The organism is Pseudovibrio sp. Ad46 (assembly GCF_001623065.1).
In the GTDB taxonomy this organism is placed as follows: Bacteria; Pseudomonadota; Alphaproteobacteria; order Rhizobiales; family Stappiaceae; genus Pseudovibrio.
Genome location: NZ_LMCG01000071.1, coordinates 36,036 through 56,204 on the forward strand (window position 1 = coordinate 36,036; position 20,169 = coordinate 56,204).

Consider the following 20,169-nt stretch of genomic DNA (forward strand, 5'->3'; position numbering starts at 1 on the left):
CGCGGTAAACTACTTATTTTACAGCAAAAACTTTGACCTTACCGGCCATCACCATAGCTGTGCCAGCTTGCACAATCTGCGGAACACCATCTGCATCCGTGTCCAGATCTTCACTACCAGCTACAACGTTTTCGCCACTGTCTCCCAGCCATTCAGCAAGCTGCATGCCCTCGTCCACATTGCGACCGTTAATGACAGTGCGGAACCAGCCTTCATAGCGTTGCGTCAGGCTTGCCAGGTCCAATAGAGGTTCATTCTCCCCTTCACTGTTGCGCAGAATAAGCATTGCACTACGCAGTCCAGCACTGATTGCAGCAGCGGTGTATGGTGTGTGCTCAGTTGGTTGGCCTGGCACAGCAGCGTATGTGCCAATCGTATTGTCATACATCTTCGCTTCAATGGTCAGGAACAGCTTACGTGCTGCTTCTTTGTAGCTCTCATCCTTTGTTGCAAGGAATGCCGAGGTTAACCCATGAACAACAGCGAACTGCGTACCCAGGCTTTGCTCCGTGCTCGCGCCTTTACCAATCTCAAACCCATCAACTGCGAGGCCATTTTCAGAGATCAAATTCTTCAGAATAAAATCTGCCTGCGCTTTAATCAGTTCGAGCGCCCGCTTGCCGCGTGCAGTTTCCAGGCTCTCACCCGCATCAGCGGAGTCATAACCAACGGCTAGTGCATCCTGAGAACGCTGAAAAATGTTCAAGGCCTGAAGAGCGTATGCCGCATCATAAGTGGTAACTTTGGAGCCCTGCTTGCCATCATAACGATCAACCAGAGTGCCCGCTTCTTTGTTGAAGTGCAGCGCATCAAGGTTTTTGAAAGTAGCGTTTGTGAGAACACTTGCAGCGGAGAAGACATCATCAGAAGCAATGTCATTCACTAGATCATTGTCTTTGTTCAGGTCAGCAGCTGCAGCAAATGGTGCACCGTCAAACACGGCGATAAAAGCCGGGTTCTGGTTTGTGTTTGCAGTACGTTGGTCGCTATATGCGTAAATCTCAGAAAGCGGCCACAACATCAACCATGTGTCACGCAGAGTGGATGCTCCGTCAATGACTTCTAAAGACCCGATGGCTTTCACGGCATTCTCGGTCTTTTCAGTCACAGCAACCTTACGTGGGAACCAGATTGGGCCCTGAGCAGGATCATAAGACGCGGTCAGCTTTGCGCCAAGCATCTTACCGTCATAACCAAACTGATCACGAAGTGTTATCATACGGTCATTGAGCATTTCAGTTAGAATAACGCCGTTGAAACCATCTGCCGTGGATACTCCGAGCGCGTGTATGCCATCCAGATCCATGACAGAACTTTCAGCCTCAACTTCCAGATCCTCTGCTATTATGTGCATACCGCCGAGGAAATCCTGTGCCCACATGACATCCTTCAACATGATGCCTGCCGCAGCTCCGGGATTGAAAGACTTGTCCATGCCTTCCTCTTTCCAGGAGAGCGAAGCATAATCTCGGAAGTACGCCGGAATATCGATTTTTACTGTTTTAGATTTTCCGTGAGCAGTCAGAATATCCGCCTCATCGCTGGAGACGACAGAACTGTCAATTGCCTGACCAAATTCAGGAAGCGCTGAGATGTATGGGAAGGTGATCGGGTACATGTTGAGCGGAATTTCTTCCACTGGGAAGGCAACAGATCCGGCCAGTTCAATCACGCGTTTGCCAAGGCTTTCAAGTGAACCGCCACGCGCTTTGTTTAGTGGACCGTTTACGATATGTGGGCCCATCTTGGACTGATAATTGACCGCATACATAGCCTCCTCAGAGTATTCATAACTCTCGATGCCGGCTGTGTAATCAAAAGCGGTTGGCTGATTGACGAGATTTGGGTCCAGAACATCCAAATCCAGCCCCAGACCTTCCGCTAAAGGTTCGCCAGAAAGCTCAAACTCTGTGTAAGCCAGGAAACCACCCGCTGGATCAAAAGTTTTGTCTAAAACCTCGACTTTAACTTCAGTAGAACCTGCAAGAGCTGCAGAGCTGATTGCCACTGCTGATGCGAATGATAGAAGTACCGTTTTATTCAACATGCTTAAACTCGGAATCTCTTTTGAGGGGGATAGCCCAACATGAGCAAACCTCCCCTATCCCCCTCCAATGCAATAGGATCACCAGGGCAAAACTGGCGCCTTCTCGCAATTGAGAATGATTTGCAATCCGAGAAATAGAAAACAGAACACCTTTCGCAAATGACAAAAGTCAAATATGATTTAAATATTCATGTTTTATAATTATTCAAAAAATCAAAGAGTTATATGGAATAGTGACTACGCTGCATATTCTAACTATTTGCACATTTCACCATTCTCAAAGCCGAAACAATTCGTTAAGTCCTAAAGAGCACTGCCTATAAACAATACAGGGCGAAGAGCGGCATTCCATGCATAAGGGAACACAGGAAGGAACTCTCAACAACCTGTCCAGTCTCTTTCATCATTCAACAAATTATTTAAGTGAATTAGTTTCACTTCGGCCCTTCAAACCCGAGAAAAGTGCATTAAGTTCGGTATGCACAATTCAATTGTCCGGGCAATCAAATGAAATTCAATTATCAAAACCCAACTAAACTTTTGTTTGGTCAAGGGAAAATATCGGAAATTAGGGATCAGATCCCGACTGGAAGCCGCATTTTGTTGGCCTATGGTGGTGGATCGATCAAAGCGAACGGTGTTTACGAGCAAGCGTTAAGCGCGCTTGAAGGTTTCACCGTGGTTGAATTTTCTGGCATCGAAGCCAACCCACACTTCGAAACCCTAGAAAAAGCCGTAGAGCTAGTGAAAGAACAAGATCTGGACTTCATCCTCGCAGTTGGGGGAGGATCTGTTGTCGACGGCTGTAAGTTTGTAGCAGCAGCTGCACACTATGACGGAGATCACTGGGACATTCCAAGCGGTAAACATCGCATTCAAAAGGCAACACCGCTCGCGTCTGTATTGACCCTTCCTGCAACAGGCTCTGAATCCAACGGCAACTCAGTCATCACCCGCAAGTCGACAGGTGAAAAACTCGCTTTCGGCTCTCCTCTTGTTTTCCCTGCATTCTCGGTTCTCGATCCAGACACCATGAAAACACTGCCAGAACGCCAACTCAGGAACGGGTTGATCGATGCCTTCGTGCATGTCTGCGAGCAATATTTGACCTTCCCGACCGGCGCATTGGTACAGGATGGATATGCGGAAGCATTACTGCGAACGCTCGTTCAACTGGGCAAGAGCTATCCCGAGCGCGATACTGATGAATGGCGCGCAAATCTGATGTATACAGCAAACCAGGGCTTAAATGGCCTCATCTCATGTGGTGTGCCGCAAGATTGGGCAACACACCAGATTGGACATGAACTGACAGCGTGTTTCGGCATTGACCACGCCCAAACACTGTCCATCATTCAACCAAGCCTCTTGCGCAGTCAGATTGAACTGAAGCGCGCAAAACTGGAGCAAATGGGAACAGCAGTGTTCTCACTGCCTCCATCTGAAGATCTGGCTGAGAAGACGATTGATGCGATCGAAGAGTTTTACCAACAACTGGCCATGCCAATTCGTCTGTCAGATGCCAACATTACGGATCAAAACGACATCGACACGCTCATGCACATCATCGAAAGCCGCGACTTTTTAAAAGCCATCGGTGAGCATGGAAAGATCACGCCGAATGTGATCAAAGACATCGTGTACTCAGCACGCTGAGCCAAAAGACAGCCCGCCGTACAAACGGCGGGCTTCTTTGTGCATACAACCCGTTTCTCGCGAAAACTCAAGTGACAAACACATCCGTCGCCCGCTAGTCCTGTGAGATATCAGAACATCCTTTCGCAAATTATAAGGGAGAAACGGGTATGTTACAGTTATCCGATACCCAAACTAAAAACGCCCTGCCCTTCCGGCCACTGGTCGAGGCTTTGAGAACAATGTTCAAAGAAGGCTGCGAAATGCCGGTTCGGCACCATCACACCATGGGCGTGCCGGATAAAGCAGATGCCACCTTACTGCTCATGCCTGCCTGGCAATCAGGTGCCTATTTCGGCGTAAAACTCGCAAGCGTTTTTCCAAGTAATGCAGATGCCGGTCTTCCTGCAGTCTCCGCCACTTATCTGCTCTCCGACGGCAAGACTGGTGCACCGTTAGCGTTGGTTGATGGCGGCGAGCTTACAGCGCGTCGCACAGCGGCAGCCTCTGCCCTTGCTGCTGATTACCTTGCTCGCAAAAATGCAACATCCCTGACAATGGTCGGCACGGGCCGTCTCTCGGCAAACCTCATTGAGGCGCATTGCACAACAAGGCAGATTGAAACTGTAACCCTCTGGGGCCGGAACTTCGAAAAAGCCAGGGATAATGCGCAAGAACTAAGCGCAAAACTTGGCGTCAAGGTTGTAGCTGAGCAATCCCTTCACAGAGCTGTTGAGCAGGCTGATATCGTTTCCGTTGCAACACTGTCTAATGATCCCCTCATACAAGGTGAATGGTTGTCCGATGGCTGTCATCTTGATCTTGTGGGCGGGTTCACTCCAAACATGCGCGAGGCTGATGATGCGGTGATCTCCCGCTCACGAATTTTTGTCGACACCCGCGCAGGTGCGATGAAAGAAGCCGGGGACCTGACCATCCCGCTTGCGAATGGCACGTTGAAGCCTGAGGATGTTCAAGCTGATCTTTATGATCTCACCAGAGGCAGCAACAATGGCAGAACAAGTGAAACCGAGATTACGTTCTTCAAATCAGTTGGAGCTGCATTAGAGGACTTGGCAGGAGCAATCCTTGCCTATGAGAACTCAAAAGAGTTGCTAAACGCATAGATAAGTCTTCGCTCAGCACGGTTATCCATTCCTGTGCTGAGCCCAAAACCGTTGCCGCATCTCTGCTGTCCTGAAGTGTGTAAAGTGCAGATCCCGCTGCATAGACACCAATGGCTGATAATGAAGCAGGTCGATCTCCTTGGTCGCAACTGGCCTTAAACTATCCAGCACATAACACGCACCTTGAAACTGAACCGTGGTCACTGCATGTATGACTTGTCTTATGCTATCCTTCACCACAACAACTCGCAGATCCGTTTCTTCATAGCCCAGCGCTAACAAACTGAAATACTTAGCAATCGCGTAATCCTCACAATCACCGCGCAAGCCCAGAAACTGCAATGGCGCGCGCCAGACGTCCGCCCGCCCAGCGGCAACCGCTTGAGGATCGTATCCGGCACTTTCATTGATGTAAGAGTTGAGCAGCGAAAGCTGCCGCAGTGATTTATTGTTCCCGACACCCCGGACAATGCGTGACCAATAATCAACGGAGCCTGCACACCGCAGATTTCCGGCAAAGCACTCTTTCAAGGAGGCCAGTTGTTGGTCGCATTCAGGCAGTACGGCCTGCCATTTCCTGAAAGCTTGGCTGTTGCCACCACTAATTTCAACCGAACCAAACAACCCAAAGCTTTCCCTCTTCTTTATAGCGTTTGGCCCCGTAAACCTCATTAGGGAAAACAGACGGCGGCGGCGCACTTTGCTCTGATAGCTAAACCGCAGATTATGAGCTTGCGCAGTGGACATGCTGGCCACAATGCCAGTCAGAAAAGCGGCTTTGACCACCATCCCTACAAAGCTTCGTCGTAACAAACCACGTTTTCTACGGTGCTTGCCCCGGTATTCCGGAAGAGCCATAACGCATTACCGTTCTCTTAGCGCCTCCTCACGTGCACGATTAACTGGCTTAAGAATGTAAGAAAGCACACTCTTTTCTCCAGTGAGTATATCGACGGAGGCGACCATCCCCGGAAGGATGGGAAGACTCTTGTTGCGACTTTCTAACTCAGTTTGTTTCGTTTTGATAATTACGGAGTAAAACTGCTCACGAGTATTTTCGTCGTAAACAGTGTCTGCAGAAATTCCCTCAACTTGCCCATCCAGTCCTCCATAAATGGAAAAATCATAAGCGCTGAGTTTAACAAGCGCCTGCTGTCCTTGGTGAATAAAGGCGATATCCTGAGGTTTCACCTTTGCCTCAACAAGCAAAACATCTTCAACGGGCACGATGGTCATAAGCTGCTGAGAAGGTGAAGCCACGCCGCCAATTGTGCTCACATCAATCGTGTTGACGATGCCATCCATGGGGGCGCGAATATCTGCGCGATCGACTTTATCACCAGCCCCTTTGGAAGCTTCTGCAATAATATCCAACTGAGCCTGCACCTCACTCAGCTCTGCGCGGGCTGCCTGCCGGAACTTGGTGTAAACACCTTCAATTTCCTGTTCAGCCTCCTCAACAGCCGCCTGCAAACGTCCTGCTGTGACCTGAAGCGTATTGACCTGCCCTTCCAGATCACCAATCTCACGCTGAAGTTTGAGCATATCTGTACGCGGAATGATCTGCTTTTCAGCAAGCGGCGCTTTCAACTCTTTTTCTTCATTTGCAAGACGCAATAAATCAAGAACCTTCCGTCGCTGGTTCTCAGAGGCTTCAAGTTCCGCCATACGCTGTGCAACGCGCGAACGGTTGATTGCAACTTGGCCCTTCAATCCTTCCAGATTGGCTTGAAAAAGAGACAACTCCGAAGCAACAATCTGCTGAGCATTCTCGTGATAGTGGTCACTATAAGCTAACTCCTCCCCACGTTCAGGCCAGACGGACTGAAAATCCAACCGTTCACGAGCTATCTCCAATGCTAGCTGCTTTGCCACCAGTTCACCCAGGTTGGAAGAAAAGCCCGTATCATCTAAGCGGATCAGGACATCTCCCTTACTGACGAGGTCACCCATTTTCACGAGCACTTCTTTAACAATCCCACCTTCAAGGCTTTGAATAACCTGTATCTTCGCAGATGGAATGATACGTCCGTCTCCACGGGTAACTTCTTCCAGCTGTGCCCAACCGGCCCAAAGGACGAACGAAATCAAAAGCAATCCAATCATCAGGACCAATAAGCGCGTGCGTGCAAAAACGGCATTTTCCAAACCAATTGACACCTGCGCAGCACCACGCGGAAGCCGTGTGGTTTCAGATCCAAGCCTCATCCAATTTGTGACCCGTTCCATCAGATGCAATAGGCGCAAAGATAATCCCCCTAGAAACTCCCCAACAAGTTCCAGAGGCACGCGACCAGCCGGAATCAAGTTATCCTTACCAAAGGTAACTCTCCTTGGTTTTTCTGAATACTACGGGGATCTATTGCGGAGAATTGCAGGTTGGAACTGACAAAAACGGCCAAGCCGAAAACAAGAAAAGAAAAGACGCCACCTCCCGTAAACGAGGAAGACACTACAACGACTAAAATGTCTTCCACGCATGAAGAGAGTGACCCAGTCATCGAAGCCTCAGTTTCGACTGTTACGTCAGATAAAAATCAAGATGCAAAACGGGAACCTGAAAACACAAAACCTGCAGAGGACGCGACATCAAACGCTCAACTGTCAGATTTAATCGAGATTGATCCACTGCGGGGATGTCTCGAAATTCTGCTGGTTCAACACAACATGCCAGCAAATTCAGAAAACCTCATCGCAGGTCTTCCCCTGGAGAAGGGCAAACTCACTGCTGACTTACTACAAAAAGCTCTCAAACGCGCTGGCTTTTCGACCAAGGCTCTCCATCATAAAGTCACAGATCTCTCCTCACTTTTGTTTCCTGCAATTTTACTCCTCAAGTCCGGTGGTGCATTGGTTGTTCTGGAAAAGTACGATGAGAAATCCTATGCTGTCGCCCTCCCGCATGCAGATGGCGGCGCCGTTCTGGCTAAGGTGGATGAGCTTCAAGCGCTCTGCAGCGGAGAAATCATTGTTGCAAAGCCCTTTTACAAACCAGAGGGTTCACAGGAGCAAACAGCGAAGGAAGACAATTCCCATTGGTTTTTCAGTGGCATTAGAGCCGTTGCACGAGACTACGCCTTCGTTGCACTTGCTGCTGCCTTCATCAACTTGCTAGCGCTGGCCTCACCGCTTTTCACCATGAACGTATATGACCGTGTCTTACCCAACTCGGCCTTCCCTACACTCTGGGTTCTCACTCTTGGCGTAGCGGGCGCGTTACTATTTGACCTACTATTGAAGTCACTGCGTGCGTCCTTAATCTATTTTGCAGGTAAACGAGCTGATCTGATAATTTCCTCCAGACTGTTTGATCAGGCAATGCACTTGAAAATGGCGCATCGCCCTGCGAGCACTGCAGGCTTCCTCAACGAAATGCGTGAGTTTGAAACCATTCGCGAGTTCATGACCTCAGCAACAATCGCTGCCATCACGGACCTTGCCTTCCTCGGTATGTTCCTTGGCCTGATCTGGTATATCGGCGGCCCCATGGTTTATCCGCTTCTTGCAGCAATCATGAGCGTGGTCACAATTGGACTGCTGATGCAGTTCCCTCTCAAAAGAGCCGTGGAAGCAACAGTTGCTGATGCTACGCTGCGAAATGCACTGCTGGTAGAAAGTCTCTACGGCTTGGAGACAATCAAACTCCAACGCGCAGAAGGACAGCTTCTTGGCAAATGGGAGAGTGCCACAGCCGCAGCAGCCTCAGCGCAAAACAAAGTCAGATCGCTTTCTACCTGGGCTTTAAACCTAACGGGCTTTTTGCAGCAACTCACCACAGTCGCACTTCTGGTCACAGGCGCATATCTGTTCTCAGAAAAGCTTATCTCCATGGGCGGCATTGTCGCCTGTGTGATCCTTGGGGGACGAGCTGTTGCCCCACTAGCAACACTTTCCAGCTTTCTCGCACGGTTCCAACAGGTCAAAGCCGCTTACAAAAGACTGGACGCCATCAATCAGTTACCACGAGAAACACCGTGGGCCTCCAGGCACCTGAGCAAAACCATTGATCACGCTCAGGTTTCGCTAAAGAATATGAGTTTCACCTATCCGCAGGCTGCAGAACCAACATTGAAAAACCTGAACCTATCCATTTCTGCAGGAGAGCGCATCGCAATACTCGGGCCTGTCGGTTCGGGCAAATCCACTCTGGGCCGAATATTAAGCGGTCTTTATTCTCCAGAGTCAGGAAGTTACGCCATCGACAATTTGGATCATCAGCAATTTGCACCCACGGAACTGCGAAGATCCATATGTTACATCGGGCAGGATGCTAGCCTTTTCTCTGGATCCATCAGAGACAACATCAAATTAGGTCGCCCTGAAGCCTCAGATGCAGCGCTGGTCAAAGCAAGTGAGCTTTCCGGAGCATTGGAGTTTATCGATGCCCATCCGCACGGATTTGCCAGATTGATTGAGGAAGGTGGCCGTGATCTATCATCCGGGCAAAGACAAAAGCTCATCCTGGCCAGAGCATTCATAGGCACCCCAAAACTATTGTATCTGGATGAACCAACAGGCATGATGGATGGCCAGACCGAACAGCAGTTCATCAATGCCCTCTCATCCTCGGTCACCCCGCAGCAAACTTTAGTCATTGCCACACACCGCACCGCGCCACTTTCTCTGGTTGATAGGCTGATCATTCTGGATAAGGGCCGTATTCTCGCTGATGGCCCAAAGGAAAAAGTCATCCATATCCTTTCAAAAGGAACTGGATGACCTGAAGACTTAGTACTCTCTCATGTATTCGCGAAAACAAAGACAGCGATTGACGGCTTCATCATCCCAAACCGCATCTTTCATGTAGCCAATGGCAACTCCACACCAGTCTCTTGTTTCCAACGCCCAATTAAATCGCAACTGCACGATTGAGCTGCGCTGCGCAGAGACAACAACGGTATTCGCCTCCTCAAAATAATCACGTACCCGAACAGAAATTTCGCTGTGCAGCTCCTCAGGGTGTCGCAGATTGAAGTTGTAGCACACACCACCGCGATAATAATCAGAGGTGGCAACGGCAAGGTCCGCGCTGACAGCATCCCCAGCCCAAACCGAAAGAGACATGGCAGCCCCCCAGATGAGGAGTGCAGGACCGCTCAAGCCCGTTGCAAATTTAAGTCTGCCCAAAGTCCTCTCCCTCATTGTTTCGGTTTAGGCATGGCAACAGGTGTCCCACGCGCCCACTGAGCTGAAACGCCTGGCAACACTTTGCCCGGCAGCCAGCCCTCTGTTTCCTCATCATCCCGTACTTTGCGATAGCCCGCTTCGGCTTGGGCAGGAGGTTGAACATCAAACGATTCCAGCAAACCGCCCATTGCTGCCAGCAATCGGTAGTTGGCAAAGGTTTGCGCATAGCGGGCAGAAATCTCGGAGACTTCAGTAAAAAAGACTGTATTTTGTGTATCCAAAACATCCAGCAGAGTTCGTTGTCCAACGGTGAACTGGCCTTCATATGAAATGAGAAGCTGTTGTGATGCTGAAAGCTGTTTTTTGATGATTGCAAGCTGCTTGGAAAGCTCAACACGCCGGATCCAGGAAGCACGCGTTTCCCGCTCAACTTCACGGAAAGCACGCGCCGTTCTCATCCGTGCCTCACCTGCCCGCTCAACTTGCTCAGCTCGCCTGTTCTTCGTGATATTGCCATTAAAGAGGTTCCAACGCATGACAACCAGTGCTGTTGCCTGATTATTGACGCCAGGAAATCCGTTCAGGTTTTCGCCTACACGCGAGGAAAGCTCCAAATCCAATCTTGGATAATAATCTGCCTCTGCAATCTTAATCTGCGCATTCGCAGCATCTACATCGGCTTTGCGCAACGCAATCAGCGGATTGTTCCGCCGTGCTACATTCAACACATCCGGAAGCGTGCCAGGAATACGCCGAGAGACACTAGGGACGCCCCCCAAGCGTCCTACAGGCTTGCCCACCACCTCAATAAATGTGGCTTCAGCAAGCTCAAGCTCTTCAACAACCTCCTGTAATGCAAGCCGTGCAGCAAACACCCGTTCACTTGCCTGTTGAACGTCTGCAACGGAGACAACCCCGCGAGACAAACCTGCCCGCATATCCGAGGCAACTTTGGAGTGATAAGCAATATTGCGTTGAGCAGACTGTTTCACTTCAAAAAGACGGGAAACTTCCACATAGGCACGCACTGCACTCAGGCCGATGAACTCAGAACGCTCCCAAACTCGGAAAGACGTGGCATCCAGACGAGCTCTCTGACGTTCAATCTCATAGGTCGTCGCAAATCCATCAAAAAGTTTTTGCCGACCTGTCGCTCTCACTTCATAAGGACCATAAAAAAACTGATCCCGCTGACGGGTAAAACTGCGATCAGCCCATTCTGCGCCCCCGCGAAATTCAAGATCAAGACGCGGCAACCATTCGCCTTTAGCTTGTTTCAGCTCAAAGCCAATCGCATTGCGGTCAAAAACCGCTTCTCCAATTTCAGGATTGCTATAGACAGTAAGGTTAACTGCATCTCTGAGAGACATCGCGTGGCCTGCTCCGCTCAACAAGCCAACGGCAGCAACGCCAAGAATAAGTGGCGCAAACAACTTCATACACACGCCCTCTACGCAATACTTGAGACAACCGGGCAACTGAAGCTTTAATTTACTTTATTTTAATATAATGTCATTCCTCACGCAATTAAGTGTAATAAATATCAATAACTCAAAAAGTAATAGCAACATCGACTCAACAGACACGACCTCTAATATTGTCAGTTATGCGTATTGTATAATGTATATATAAATTTGAACTCCATTTGATTTAGAATTAAGCAGCACAATTTCAGCGAGACGTTGTCTTCTCATTCAGAAAAGGTGCGCTTACGCCCTGTTCCAGTTTGCAAAGGGAGTCTTGCATGCCGAATACCAGAACCGGTGAACCTCAAGCGCTTCCAACCAATCAACCAACACCTGAACAGGTCCCCGAGCCGGAGAGTAGGCCTCAACAACAGGCCAGCTCAGCAGCGCCAAACATCAGCCAGCTTATCATCGAACTTCCTGATAACATTGAAACAACGTCAGAAACGCCGTTAGATGGTCAACCACGTGGCATGAACCTGCTTCTTAATGAGATAGAATGGGATCCTGTCAGAGAAATTCTGCTGCTGCCATCAGGCCTGGAGCTTGCAGACATCCAGACCGCCAATGGCACCACCGAAATCACCTTGTCAGATGGCACACGTCTGATCATTGAAGGTCACAGCAACAATCCACCTTCTATTGAGATTGAAAATCAACTCCTCACCGCTCAGGAAATTCAAACAGCATTTGCAGCTGCGCGAAACGCAGAACCAAGTGCAGGTCCAGAGACCTCATCAGGTACATCAAGCGCCTCTGAGCCCTCAAGCGGCAACAATGAGCCTCAGTCTCCATTACCTGCCAACGATGAGCTCATTGGCAGCGGAAATGATTTCGAACCAATCTCAATCGTCGTCCAGCCGGCTTTCCCAATCACACCACTCCTGTTGCCCTCAGAGCGCGATAAAGAGGTTTTAGAACGTGATTTAGGAGATGGCGCATTCGAACCTGACCAACAAACCACATCCACGCCAGACCTATCCGATCCGCAAGTGACACCTGCTTTTTTCGCAGGCAACACTGATGATGTATACGAATCCGGCCTCGCGTCTGGCACCGAAGCTGGACAGACCATCACTCAAACTGCCGGACCGATGAATATCCAGAGTGGCTCTTCCCCGCTCCAGACACTCGAGGTTTGCGATCCCTCACAAAATATCTGGATAGATGTCACCAGCGGCGGTCAGATCACCACGCCCCACGGCACCTACACAATCACAATTAATCCAGACGGAACCTACAGCTGGGCCTACACGCTCAACGCATCAGGTGATCACAGCAACAGCACACCGCAGGATCTGCTGAAAGTCCGCGTGACCAATGAAGAAGGCAATCAGGCAACTGGTGACATCACCATTAACATCATCGATGACGCACCTTTGATCGACATCACAGACACACCAGCCTCAGTCGCAGAGGGCAACACCTTATACGGAACGTGGTCGCTCAACCCCGGTGCTGATGGCGTCACACAGATCACTGTCTCAGTCCCTGGAGAAGTCGACCAGACTATTTCTCTTTCCGGCAACACATCTGCCATATTCACGCTGCCTAAAGGTACGCTCACCGTCAATCCGGATGGTACTTACTCCTTTGAAGCTGCGACCAATCTGGACAACGATGATCCACAAGAGCAAACCTTCACCATCACCGCAACAGATGCTGATGGAGACACCACGTCAGACACACAGACCATCACGATCACCGACGGAGCCTCACCGACACCGCCAGACAACTTGCCCGGTGAAGCGGTAGATCTGATCCTCACGGTCAATGAAGCAGCCCTTGATACAACACAGGATCAAAATGATCTGGCTGTTGGCAGCACCACAGGCTCTGATCCAACCAGCACAACTGAGACAGACATCTCCAGTACCCTCACCTTCACAGCAGGCTCTGATGAGCTCACCACATTCGCTTTTGGTGATCCTTCAGGCATTACAATCACCAATGGAGATGCGGCTCTCGATATCAGTTGGGCAGTCTCAAATGGTCAACTTATCGGCTCAATCAACGGCACGCCTGCAATCATTCTGGCACTGGATGCTTCAGCCATCCCAGCAGGTCAACAAGGCTCGGTTCAGGTCACAGCCACACTGACGGATGCCTTTCCCCATGATGCAAGCGGAAATCCCATCAAGATCAACGGCATCACCATAAACGCTTCAGATCATGACGGAGACACAGTCAACGCTGACATTCAGGTCAACATCATTGACGACGCACCACAACTGGACATCACAGACACACCAGCCTCAGTCGCAGAAGGCAACACACTCAACGGCACGTGGTCGCTTAGCCCTGGTGCCGATGGCGTCACACACATCACTGTCTCAGTGTCTGGAGAAGCCGACCAGACCATCTCTCTTTCGGGCAGCACAACTGCCACCTTCACGCTGCCCAAAGGTACGCTCACCGTCAATCCGGATGGTACCTACTCCTTTGAGGCTGCTACCAATCTGGACAACGATGATCCACAAGAGCAAACCTTCACCATCACCGCAACAGATGCTGATGGAGACACCACGTCAGACACACAGACCATCACGATCACCGACGGAGCCTCACCGACACCGCCAGACAACTTGCCCGGTGAAGCGGTAGATCTGATCCTCACGGTCAATGAAGCAGCCCTTGATACAACACAGGATCAAAATGATCTGGCTGTTGGCAGCACCACAGGCTCTGATCCAACCAGCACAACTGAGACAGACATCTCCAGTACCCTCACCTTCACAGCAGGCTCTGATGAGCTCACCACATTCGCTTTTGGTGATCCTTCAGGCATTACAATCACCAATGGAGATGCGGCTCTCGATATCAGTTGGGCAGTCTCAAATGGTCAACTTATCGGCTCAATCAACGGCACGCCTGCAATCATTCTGGCACTGGATGCTTCAGCCATCCCAGCAGGTCAACAAGGCTCGGTTCAGGTCACAGCCACACTGACGGATGCCTTTCCCCATGATGCAAGCGGAAATCCCATCAAGATCAACGGCATCACCATAAACGCTTCAGATCATGACGGAGACACAGTCAACGCTGACATTCAGGTCAACATCATTGACGACGCACCACAACTGGACATCACAGACACACCAGCCTCAGTCGCAGAAGGCAACACACTCAACGGCACGTGGTCGCTTAGCCCCGGAGCTGATGGCGTCACACAGATCACTGTCTCAGTACCCGGAGAAGCCGACCAGTCCATCTCCCTTTCCACCAACACATCTGCCACGTTCACGCTGCCTAAAGGGACGCTCACCGTCAATCCGGATGGTACCTACTCCTTTGAAGCTGCGACCAATCTCGACAACGATGATCCGCAGCAGCAAACCTTCACCATCACCGCAACAGATGCTGATGGCGACACCACCTCAGACACACAGACCATCACCATCACCGATGGCACAAATCCCTTTGGTGGCGACATTATCGCTTTAAGTCTTGATGAGAGCGCTTTGGGAGATCAGATCAGCAACAATGAGCCGACGGGTGATGTGATTGGCTCAAACCCAGCAAGCACGGCAGAAACACAAAGCGATACCCTGAGTTTCACAGCTGGCTCTGACAATATTGTCAGCTTCACGATTGGAGACACATCCAATATTGAGGTCCGTGATGACAGTGGCGCAGTCGTCAATTCCATCAACTGGGCCCTTTCAGCTGATAAACAGACACTCACAGGCTCAATTAATGGCCAAAACATTATTCAGTTGGCCCTGACAGGCTCATCCATTGCAGCTGGATCCACGGGTTCAGTTCAAGTAACTGCCACACTGCTTGCAGATTTTCCGCATGTGACCAACGGAACCAGCGATTTCACAATATTAGGTGTCTCTATTGTCGCAACGGATACAGATGGCAGCACTGCTCTAGGCATCACCAACATCTCAATCAAAGATGACAATCCAGACATCGACATCTCAGACACACAGAACGTCGTAACTGAGGGAGAGACAATCAGCGATACATTCTCCCTCAGCTCTGGCGCGGATGGGTACGCGCAAGTGACCGTCTACACAGACGTAAACGATCAACACATCGTCAATCTGGCTCCAAACACACAAACCACGCTCTATACGCAGCAAGGTGAACTCACCATCCATTCAGATGGCACATGGGAGTTTACCGCCAACACAGGGCTGGACTTTCCCCAAAACCAAACATTGCAGTTTTTCATTTCAGTTGAAGATGGTGATGGCGATACAGATACGGATAGCCATCTCATTTCCATCAAGCAGGCAGCACCACCTATCCTCGGCACATCTGGGAATGATGTGCTTACGGGAACTCAAACCAGCGAGCTCATCAAAGGGCTCGATGGTGACGATCATATATTCGGCATGGAAGGGCGAGACAAGATTGCAGGAATGGCTGGCAGGGACACACTTGAAGGTGGAGCAGACAGCGATACATTTGTGCTCGATCTCTCCAATCTCACAATTGCAGATCTCATCACGGACTATGATTCATCTGGAGATGACGCTGATCGGTTGGATGTGACAGAATTGATTGGATCAGAACAAGTCACGCAGCAAAATGTGGGAGACTACTTCCAGCTATCAGGAGGCGTTCTAAGTTTTGATCAGGATGGAGCTGGAACAAACCACAACATGGTGCAGGTCATGGAGTTTTCATCTCCACCAGCTCAACTGGAGCTGATCGTGGATGAAAATCAGGCACCACTCGTTGTCACTGCATAACTCATCAGGCTCAACGCAAAGAAAAACCCCGAAAGCGATAGCCCCGGGGTTTAAAAGGATCAGCTGCAGATCACGGCAACACCGGCCATTCGTTCTGGCTCAATCACCCAGAAATCACCGTATTTGCGTCCGCCAAGCGCTTCAGCATATTCCCCAAAGCTCTCAAGATTTGCAGCAGAAAAGCCAAAGGCAGCCAGTTTAAGGCCTGCCCGGTTAGCTGGAGCTTTAACCCCATAAAGGCTCTCATAGGCGCTTGGGGAAAGAACTTTGACCACCCCGCGAGACGTTTCAATCTCAACACCAAGACTGGAAAGCCGTGCAGTACGCTCACCAATAAACGCCTTCAGGAATTCATGATGATCTGCAGGGTCATCTGCAACAAAAATAACTTCACTCAGATCGCGTACAGTGTTCGGATGGGATTGATACTCTGACTTCCAGAAGTTTTCCGGAAATTTGTTATGGCAGGTAAAAAAGCCAAGTTCCGCACTGAGTGGATCTGTCGTGAACGTCAAATCAAAGGCAACCTGACGCTCATCGCCTTCTGGAGAAACAGCAATCCGCTCAAAGGAAAATGGCGCATACTCAGGAAGACCGGCAGCAGTGTATGCTTTACGGTCGTCCGCCGCGCTCGTGCTGTCCATGACGAACATGGAAGCACCTTCTCCCTTCAGCAGGAAGTCGCGATTGAACGCGCCAAAGGAGAAAACACCTTCACTTGGTTCTGACAGCTCAGCACCTTCGCCAATCGCCAAAACCTCAAGAAAACTGCCGTTCAGCTGAACGAGGCGATTTTCCGTGCCCCAAGGATGACGCGCAATTGGCGTCACCTTAAATCCGAGCTGTTCCCAAAGCCCTGCTGCATCCTGCAAAGAGTTTACAGCAAGTACAATGTGGTCGATTCCCTTGGTCAAAGTGTTTCCCCCAAAACAGCAGATTAAACCAGACGGCTATTATCGCGCGCAGCACCTACAAAGGAGGAGAACAGCGGATGCGGTTCAAACGGGCGTGATTTAAGTTCTGGATGGTACTGAACACCGATGAACCAAGGATGGTTATCAATTTCTACCGTTTCAGGCAGAACACCATCAGGAGAGGTGCCAGCAAAGATCAGACCAGCTTCTTCAAGCTTATCACGGTACCCGATGTTCACTTCATATCGGTGACGGTGACGCTCGGAGATCTCAGTGGAATCGTAGATCGCAGCAATCTTACTGTCAGCTTTCAAAACTGCATCATACGCACCAAGACGCATGGTACCGCCCAGATCACCTTCTGCCTGACGCTGTTCTTTTTCGTTACCGCGTGTCCACTCAGTCATCAAGCCAACAACTGGCTCTTTGGCTGGGCCAAACTCGGTGGAGCTCGCATCAGCAATACCCGCAAGGTTACGCGCAGCTTCAACAACAGCCATCTGCATACCAAAACAGATACCGAAGTAAGGAATGTTGTTCACACGCGCATAATGTGCAGCAGCAATCTTGCCTTCAGAGCCGCGCTCACCAAAACCACCAGGAACGAGAATACCATTCACATTGGCAAGGAACTCGCTTGGGTCTTCTTTTTCAAATGTTTCAGATTCAATCCACTCAAGATTGACCTTCACACCATTCGAAATTCCGCCATGCACAAGCGCTTCAATCAAGGACTTATATGCGTCTTTGAGAACGGTGTACTTGCCAACAATCGCAATGGTGACTTCACCCTCTGGATTGAACAGAGAGTTTACAATGCTTTCCCAACGGGAAAGATCTGGAGCCGGAGCACCCGTGATGCCAAATGCATCCAGAACCTGCTCATCAAGACCTTCCTTGTGGTAGGCCAGCGGCACTTCATAAATGCTCTTCGCATCATATGCCGGAATAACAGCTTCTTCGCGTACATTACAGAACTGGGAAAGCTTACGGCGCTCATTCTCAGGGATCTGACGATCACAGCGCACCATAAGAATGTCTGGCTGAATACCGATAGAACGCAGCTCTTTAACAGAGTGCTGTGTCGGCTTGGTTTTCATTTCACCAGCACTTGCAATGTAAGGCAGCAGTGTCAGGTGGATGTAAACAGCCTGTCCGCGTGGCAAATCATTGCCCAGCTGACGAATAGCTTCAAAGAACGGCAGACCTTCAATGTCACCAACGGTGCCACCAATCTCACACAGCACGAAGTCATACCCTTCGTTGCCATCCAGCACGAAGTTCTTGATCGCGTCAGTCACGTGAGGAATCACCTGCACGGTACCGCCAAGGTAATCACCGCGACGTTCCTTCGCAATAATATCCTGATAGATGCGACCAGTGGTAATGTTGTCCTGCTTATTTGCCGGACGCCCCGTGAAACGCTCGTAGTGGCCAAGATCCAGATCGGTCTCTGCGCCATCATCGGTCACATAACACTCACCATGCTGGTAAGGGCTCATGGTACCCGGATCAACGTTCAAATAAGGATCGAGTTTACGGAGCCGAACCTTATATCCGCGCGCCTGTAAAGCCGCACCAAGAGCTGCGGAGGCAAGTCCCTTCCCAAGAGAAGAAACAACACCACCGGTGATGAATATGTACCGTGCCATGGATCGCTACCACGTTTGAAAGGGTGGAATTTATCAAATAGGGAAGCACGCCGTGGTGGGTGCCTGATAATCCAATACCCTGGATAATTGAGTTATGTCTGAACGCACGAATGACGGACACTGCACAAGTGTGCGGTGCCGTCAGACGTATATTTCAACTGTTTCTGCTTTACAGCAGATTACTGAGCAGGTGGAACCTGCGGGCCAGTTGGCTGACTTTGCTGCTGAAGCTGGTCAAGAAGACCATTGCCAGCGCCCCCTTCTGTACCCTGCGTTGCTGAACCGGCAGGAACCTGATCAAGCAGAGAGCCTGGACGCTCGTCATAACGAGCCAACAGAGAAAGAGCGAGTGAAGTAGCAAAGAAGCAGACAGCAAGAATCGCAGTACCGCGAGTCAGCACATTAGCTGTGCCGCGGCTGCTCATCACACCACCGCCGCCACCGCCGCCAATACCCAATGCGCCGCCTTCAGAGCGCTGTAGTAGAACCAGTGCTACCAGCGCCACGACGACCATCAGGTGGATAACAATCAGAACGGTTTCCATAGGTATCCGTAGGTTTAATGAATTCGTTAGTCGGCCTTCTAACCGAATTTGCTGCGCCTTTCTACCCTAAAGGCGCAGCAAATTGGTGGACTGCTAAGAATATTATAAAAAACCGGCTATTATTAGCCGCGATAAGCTTCGGCAATTCCAAGGAAATCCGTAGCTTTCAGGCTTGCGCCGCCAACCAGAGCACCGTCAACGTTTTCAACCGCAAGCAGCTCTTTTGCATTGGTAGGCTTAACAGAGCCACCATAAAGGATGCGCATTTTACCGCCAACATCACCACCAAACTGCTTGATGAGAGTCGCGCGAATAGAAGCATGAACCTCAGCAACGTCTGCTGGAGTTGGCGTCAATCCAGTGCCAATCGCCCAAACAGGCTCATAAGCAATTACAGTGTTTTCGGCAGTTGCGCCTGCTGGTACGGAACCCAGAACCTGTTTGGTAACCACGTCAAGTGTTGTGCCTGCGCGGCGCTCGCTCTCAACTTCACCAACACAAACAATAGCAACAAGGTCAGCGCGGTAAGCAGCTTCAGCCTTCTCACAAACATCCGCATCAGATTCGCCATGATCTTCGCGGCGCTCGGAGTGACCAACAATCACAAACTTGCCGCCAGCATCACGGATCATTTCCGCAGAAATATCGCCAGTATGCGCACCGCTCTCATTTGCGTGGCAGTTCTGTGCGCCAATTGCGATTTTGTCTTGGGAAGCCAGCTGCGCAACCAGCAATGCAGGTGGACAAATCAGAAGCTCTACATTTTCGGCAAGTGCTGAGTCGTATCCCGCGCCCATAGCTTCCAGCTCTGCAGCTGAAGCCTTGGTACCATTCATTTTCCAGTTACCAGCAACAAGTGGCCGATTAGTCATATGATCCGTTCCCCAAATATGAATTCCAAATTCCCAAATGGAATGTGTGCTCACTAGCAGAAAAAACACTTAAGTCCC

The 20,169-nt window shown here is 50.2% G+C and carries 13 protein-coding genes; 4 read left to right on the forward strand and 9 right to left on the reverse strand.

What is annotated here, in order from left to right:
- Window positions 1–13: 13 nt before the first annotated feature.
- A complete protein-coding gene (locus PsAD46_RS18705; protein WP_063307589.1) occupies window positions 14–2,047 on the reverse strand; it encodes a hypothetical protein in 2,034 nt (677 codons plus the stop codon).
- Between the two features lie 507 nt (window positions 2,048–2,554).
- Here PsAD46_RS18705 and PsAD46_RS18710 point away from each other — a divergent pair.
- Complete coding sequence (locus PsAD46_RS18710; RefSeq protein ID WP_063292488.1) at window positions 2,555–3,703, forward strand: iron-containing alcohol dehydrogenase; 1,149 nt, start codon at window positions 2,555–2,557, stop codon at window positions 3,701–3,703.
- Window positions 3,704–3,852: 149 nt separating this feature from the next.
- On the forward strand, window positions 3,853–4,809 hold the full coding sequence (locus tag PsAD46_RS18715; protein ID WP_063307590.1) for an ornithine cyclodeaminase family protein: 957 nt from the start codon (window positions 3,853–3,855) through the stop codon (window positions 4,807–4,809).
- Window positions 4,810–4,830: 21 nt separating this feature from the next.
- On the opposite strand, the gene PsAD46_RS18720 is transcribed toward PsAD46_RS18715, so the two are convergent.
- Together PsAD46_RS18720 and PsAD46_RS18725 are read right to left on the reverse strand one after the other, a co-directional pair.
- On the reverse strand, window positions 4,831–5,667 hold the full coding sequence (locus tag PsAD46_RS18720; protein WP_208981917.1) for a transglutaminase-like cysteine peptidase: 837 nt from the start codon (window positions 5,665–5,667) through the stop codon (window positions 4,831–4,833).
- Window positions 5,668–5,673: 6 nt separating this feature from the next.
- Window positions 5,674–7,017, reverse strand: a complete 1,344-nt coding sequence (locus PsAD46_RS18725; RefSeq protein ID WP_208981918.1) for an HlyD family type I secretion periplasmic adaptor subunit — start codon at window positions 7,015–7,017, stop codon at window positions 5,674–5,676.
- A gap of 171 nt (window positions 7,018–7,188) precedes the next feature.
- On the opposite strand from PsAD46_RS18725, the gene PsAD46_RS18730 reads away from it, so the two are divergent.
- Window positions 7,189–9,528: a type I secretion system permease/ATPase gene (locus PsAD46_RS18730; protein ID WP_063307591.1), complete on the forward strand. Its 2,340-nt coding sequence runs from the start codon at window positions 7,189–7,191 to the stop codon at window positions 9,526–9,528.
- A 9-nt stretch (window positions 9,529–9,537) separates the two neighbouring features.
- On the opposite strand, the gene PsAD46_RS18735 is transcribed toward PsAD46_RS18730, so the two are convergent.
- Entirely contained in the window at window positions 9,538–9,936 is a 399-nt protein-coding gene (locus PsAD46_RS18735; RefSeq protein WP_208981919.1) for a hypothetical protein, read from the reverse strand.
- 11 nt (window positions 9,937–9,947) lie between these two features.
- The gene (locus tag PsAD46_RS18740) at window positions 9,948–11,375 is read right to left on the reverse strand and encodes a TolC family outer membrane protein (RefSeq protein ID WP_057462377.1); all 1,428 of its coding nucleotides are present in this window, start codon (window positions 11,373–11,375) and stop codon (window positions 9,948–9,950) included.
- A gap of 305 nt (window positions 11,376–11,680) precedes the next feature.
- On the opposite strand from PsAD46_RS18740, the gene PsAD46_RS18745 reads away from it, so the two are divergent.
- Window positions 11,681–16,108 (forward strand): hypothetical protein, encoded by a 4,428-nt coding sequence (locus tag PsAD46_RS18745; protein WP_063307593.1) that lies wholly within the window; start codon window positions 11,681–11,683, stop codon window positions 16,106–16,108.
- Window positions 16,109–16,167: 59 nt separating this feature from the next.
- On the opposite strand, the gene PsAD46_RS18750 is transcribed toward PsAD46_RS18745, so the two are convergent.
- The 4 genes from PsAD46_RS18750 to tpiA all read right to left on the reverse strand — a co-directional run bounded on the left by PsAD46_RS18750 (window position 16,168) and on the right by tpiA (window position 20,091).
- A complete protein-coding gene (locus PsAD46_RS18750) occupies window positions 16,168–17,022 on the reverse strand; it encodes a VOC family protein (RefSeq protein ID WP_208981920.1) in 855 nt (284 codons plus the stop codon).
- Between the two features lie 23 nt (window positions 17,023–17,045).
- Window positions 17,046–18,674 (reverse strand): CTP synthase, encoded by a 1,629-nt coding sequence (locus tag PsAD46_RS18755; RefSeq protein ID WP_057465503.1) that lies wholly within the window; start codon window positions 18,672–18,674, stop codon window positions 17,046–17,048.
- 179 nt (window positions 18,675–18,853) lie between these two features.
- On the reverse strand, window positions 18,854–19,219 hold the full coding sequence (gene secG / locus PsAD46_RS18760) for a preprotein translocase subunit SecG (protein ID WP_063288990.1): 366 nt from the start codon (window positions 19,217–19,219) through the stop codon (window positions 18,854–18,856).
- A gap of 122 nt (window positions 19,220–19,341) precedes the next feature.
- Window positions 19,342–20,091, reverse strand: coding sequence for a triose-phosphate isomerase (tpiA, locus tag PsAD46_RS18765; RefSeq protein WP_063292482.1), 750 nt, complete (start codon window positions 20,089–20,091; stop codon window positions 19,342–19,344).
- Window positions 20,092–20,169: the final 78 nt, after the last annotated feature.

Coding starts and splice junctions, on each gene's coding strand:
- PsAD46_RS18705 (WP_063307589.1), bottom strand. CDS start 2,047: ATGTTGAATAAAACGGTACTTCTATCATTCGCATCAGCAGTGGCAATC.
- PsAD46_RS18710 (WP_063292488.1), top strand. CDS start 2,555: ATGAAATTCAATTATCAAAACCCAACTAAACTTTTGTTTGGTCAAGGG.
- PsAD46_RS18715 (WP_063307590.1), top strand. CDS start 3,853: ATGTTACAGTTATCCGATACCCAAACTAAAAACGCCCTGCCCTTCCGG.
- PsAD46_RS18720 (WP_208981917.1), bottom strand. CDS start 5,667: ATGGCTCTTCCGGAATACCGGGGCAAGCACCGTAGAAAACGTGGTTTG.
- PsAD46_RS18725 (WP_208981918.1), bottom strand. CDS start 7,017: ATGAGGCTTGGATCTGAAACCACACGGCTTCCGCGTGGTGCTGCGCAG.
- PsAD46_RS18740 (WP_057462377.1), bottom strand. CDS start 11,375: ATGAAGTTGTTTGCGCCACTTATTCTTGGCGTTGCTGCCGTTGGCTTG.
- PsAD46_RS18745 (WP_063307593.1), top strand. CDS start 11,681: ATGCCGAATACCAGAACCGGTGAACCTCAAGCGCTTCCAACCAATCAA.
- PsAD46_RS18755 (WP_057465503.1), bottom strand. CDS start 18,674: ATGGCACGGTACATATTCATCACCGGTGGTGTTGTTTCTTCTCTTGGG.
- secG (WP_063288990.1), bottom strand. CDS start 19,219: ATGGAAACCGTTCTGATTGTTATCCACCTGATGGTCGTCGTGGCGCTG.
- tpiA (WP_063292482.1), bottom strand. CDS start 20,091: ATGACTAATCGGCCACTTGTTGCTGGTAACTGGAAAATGAATGGTACC.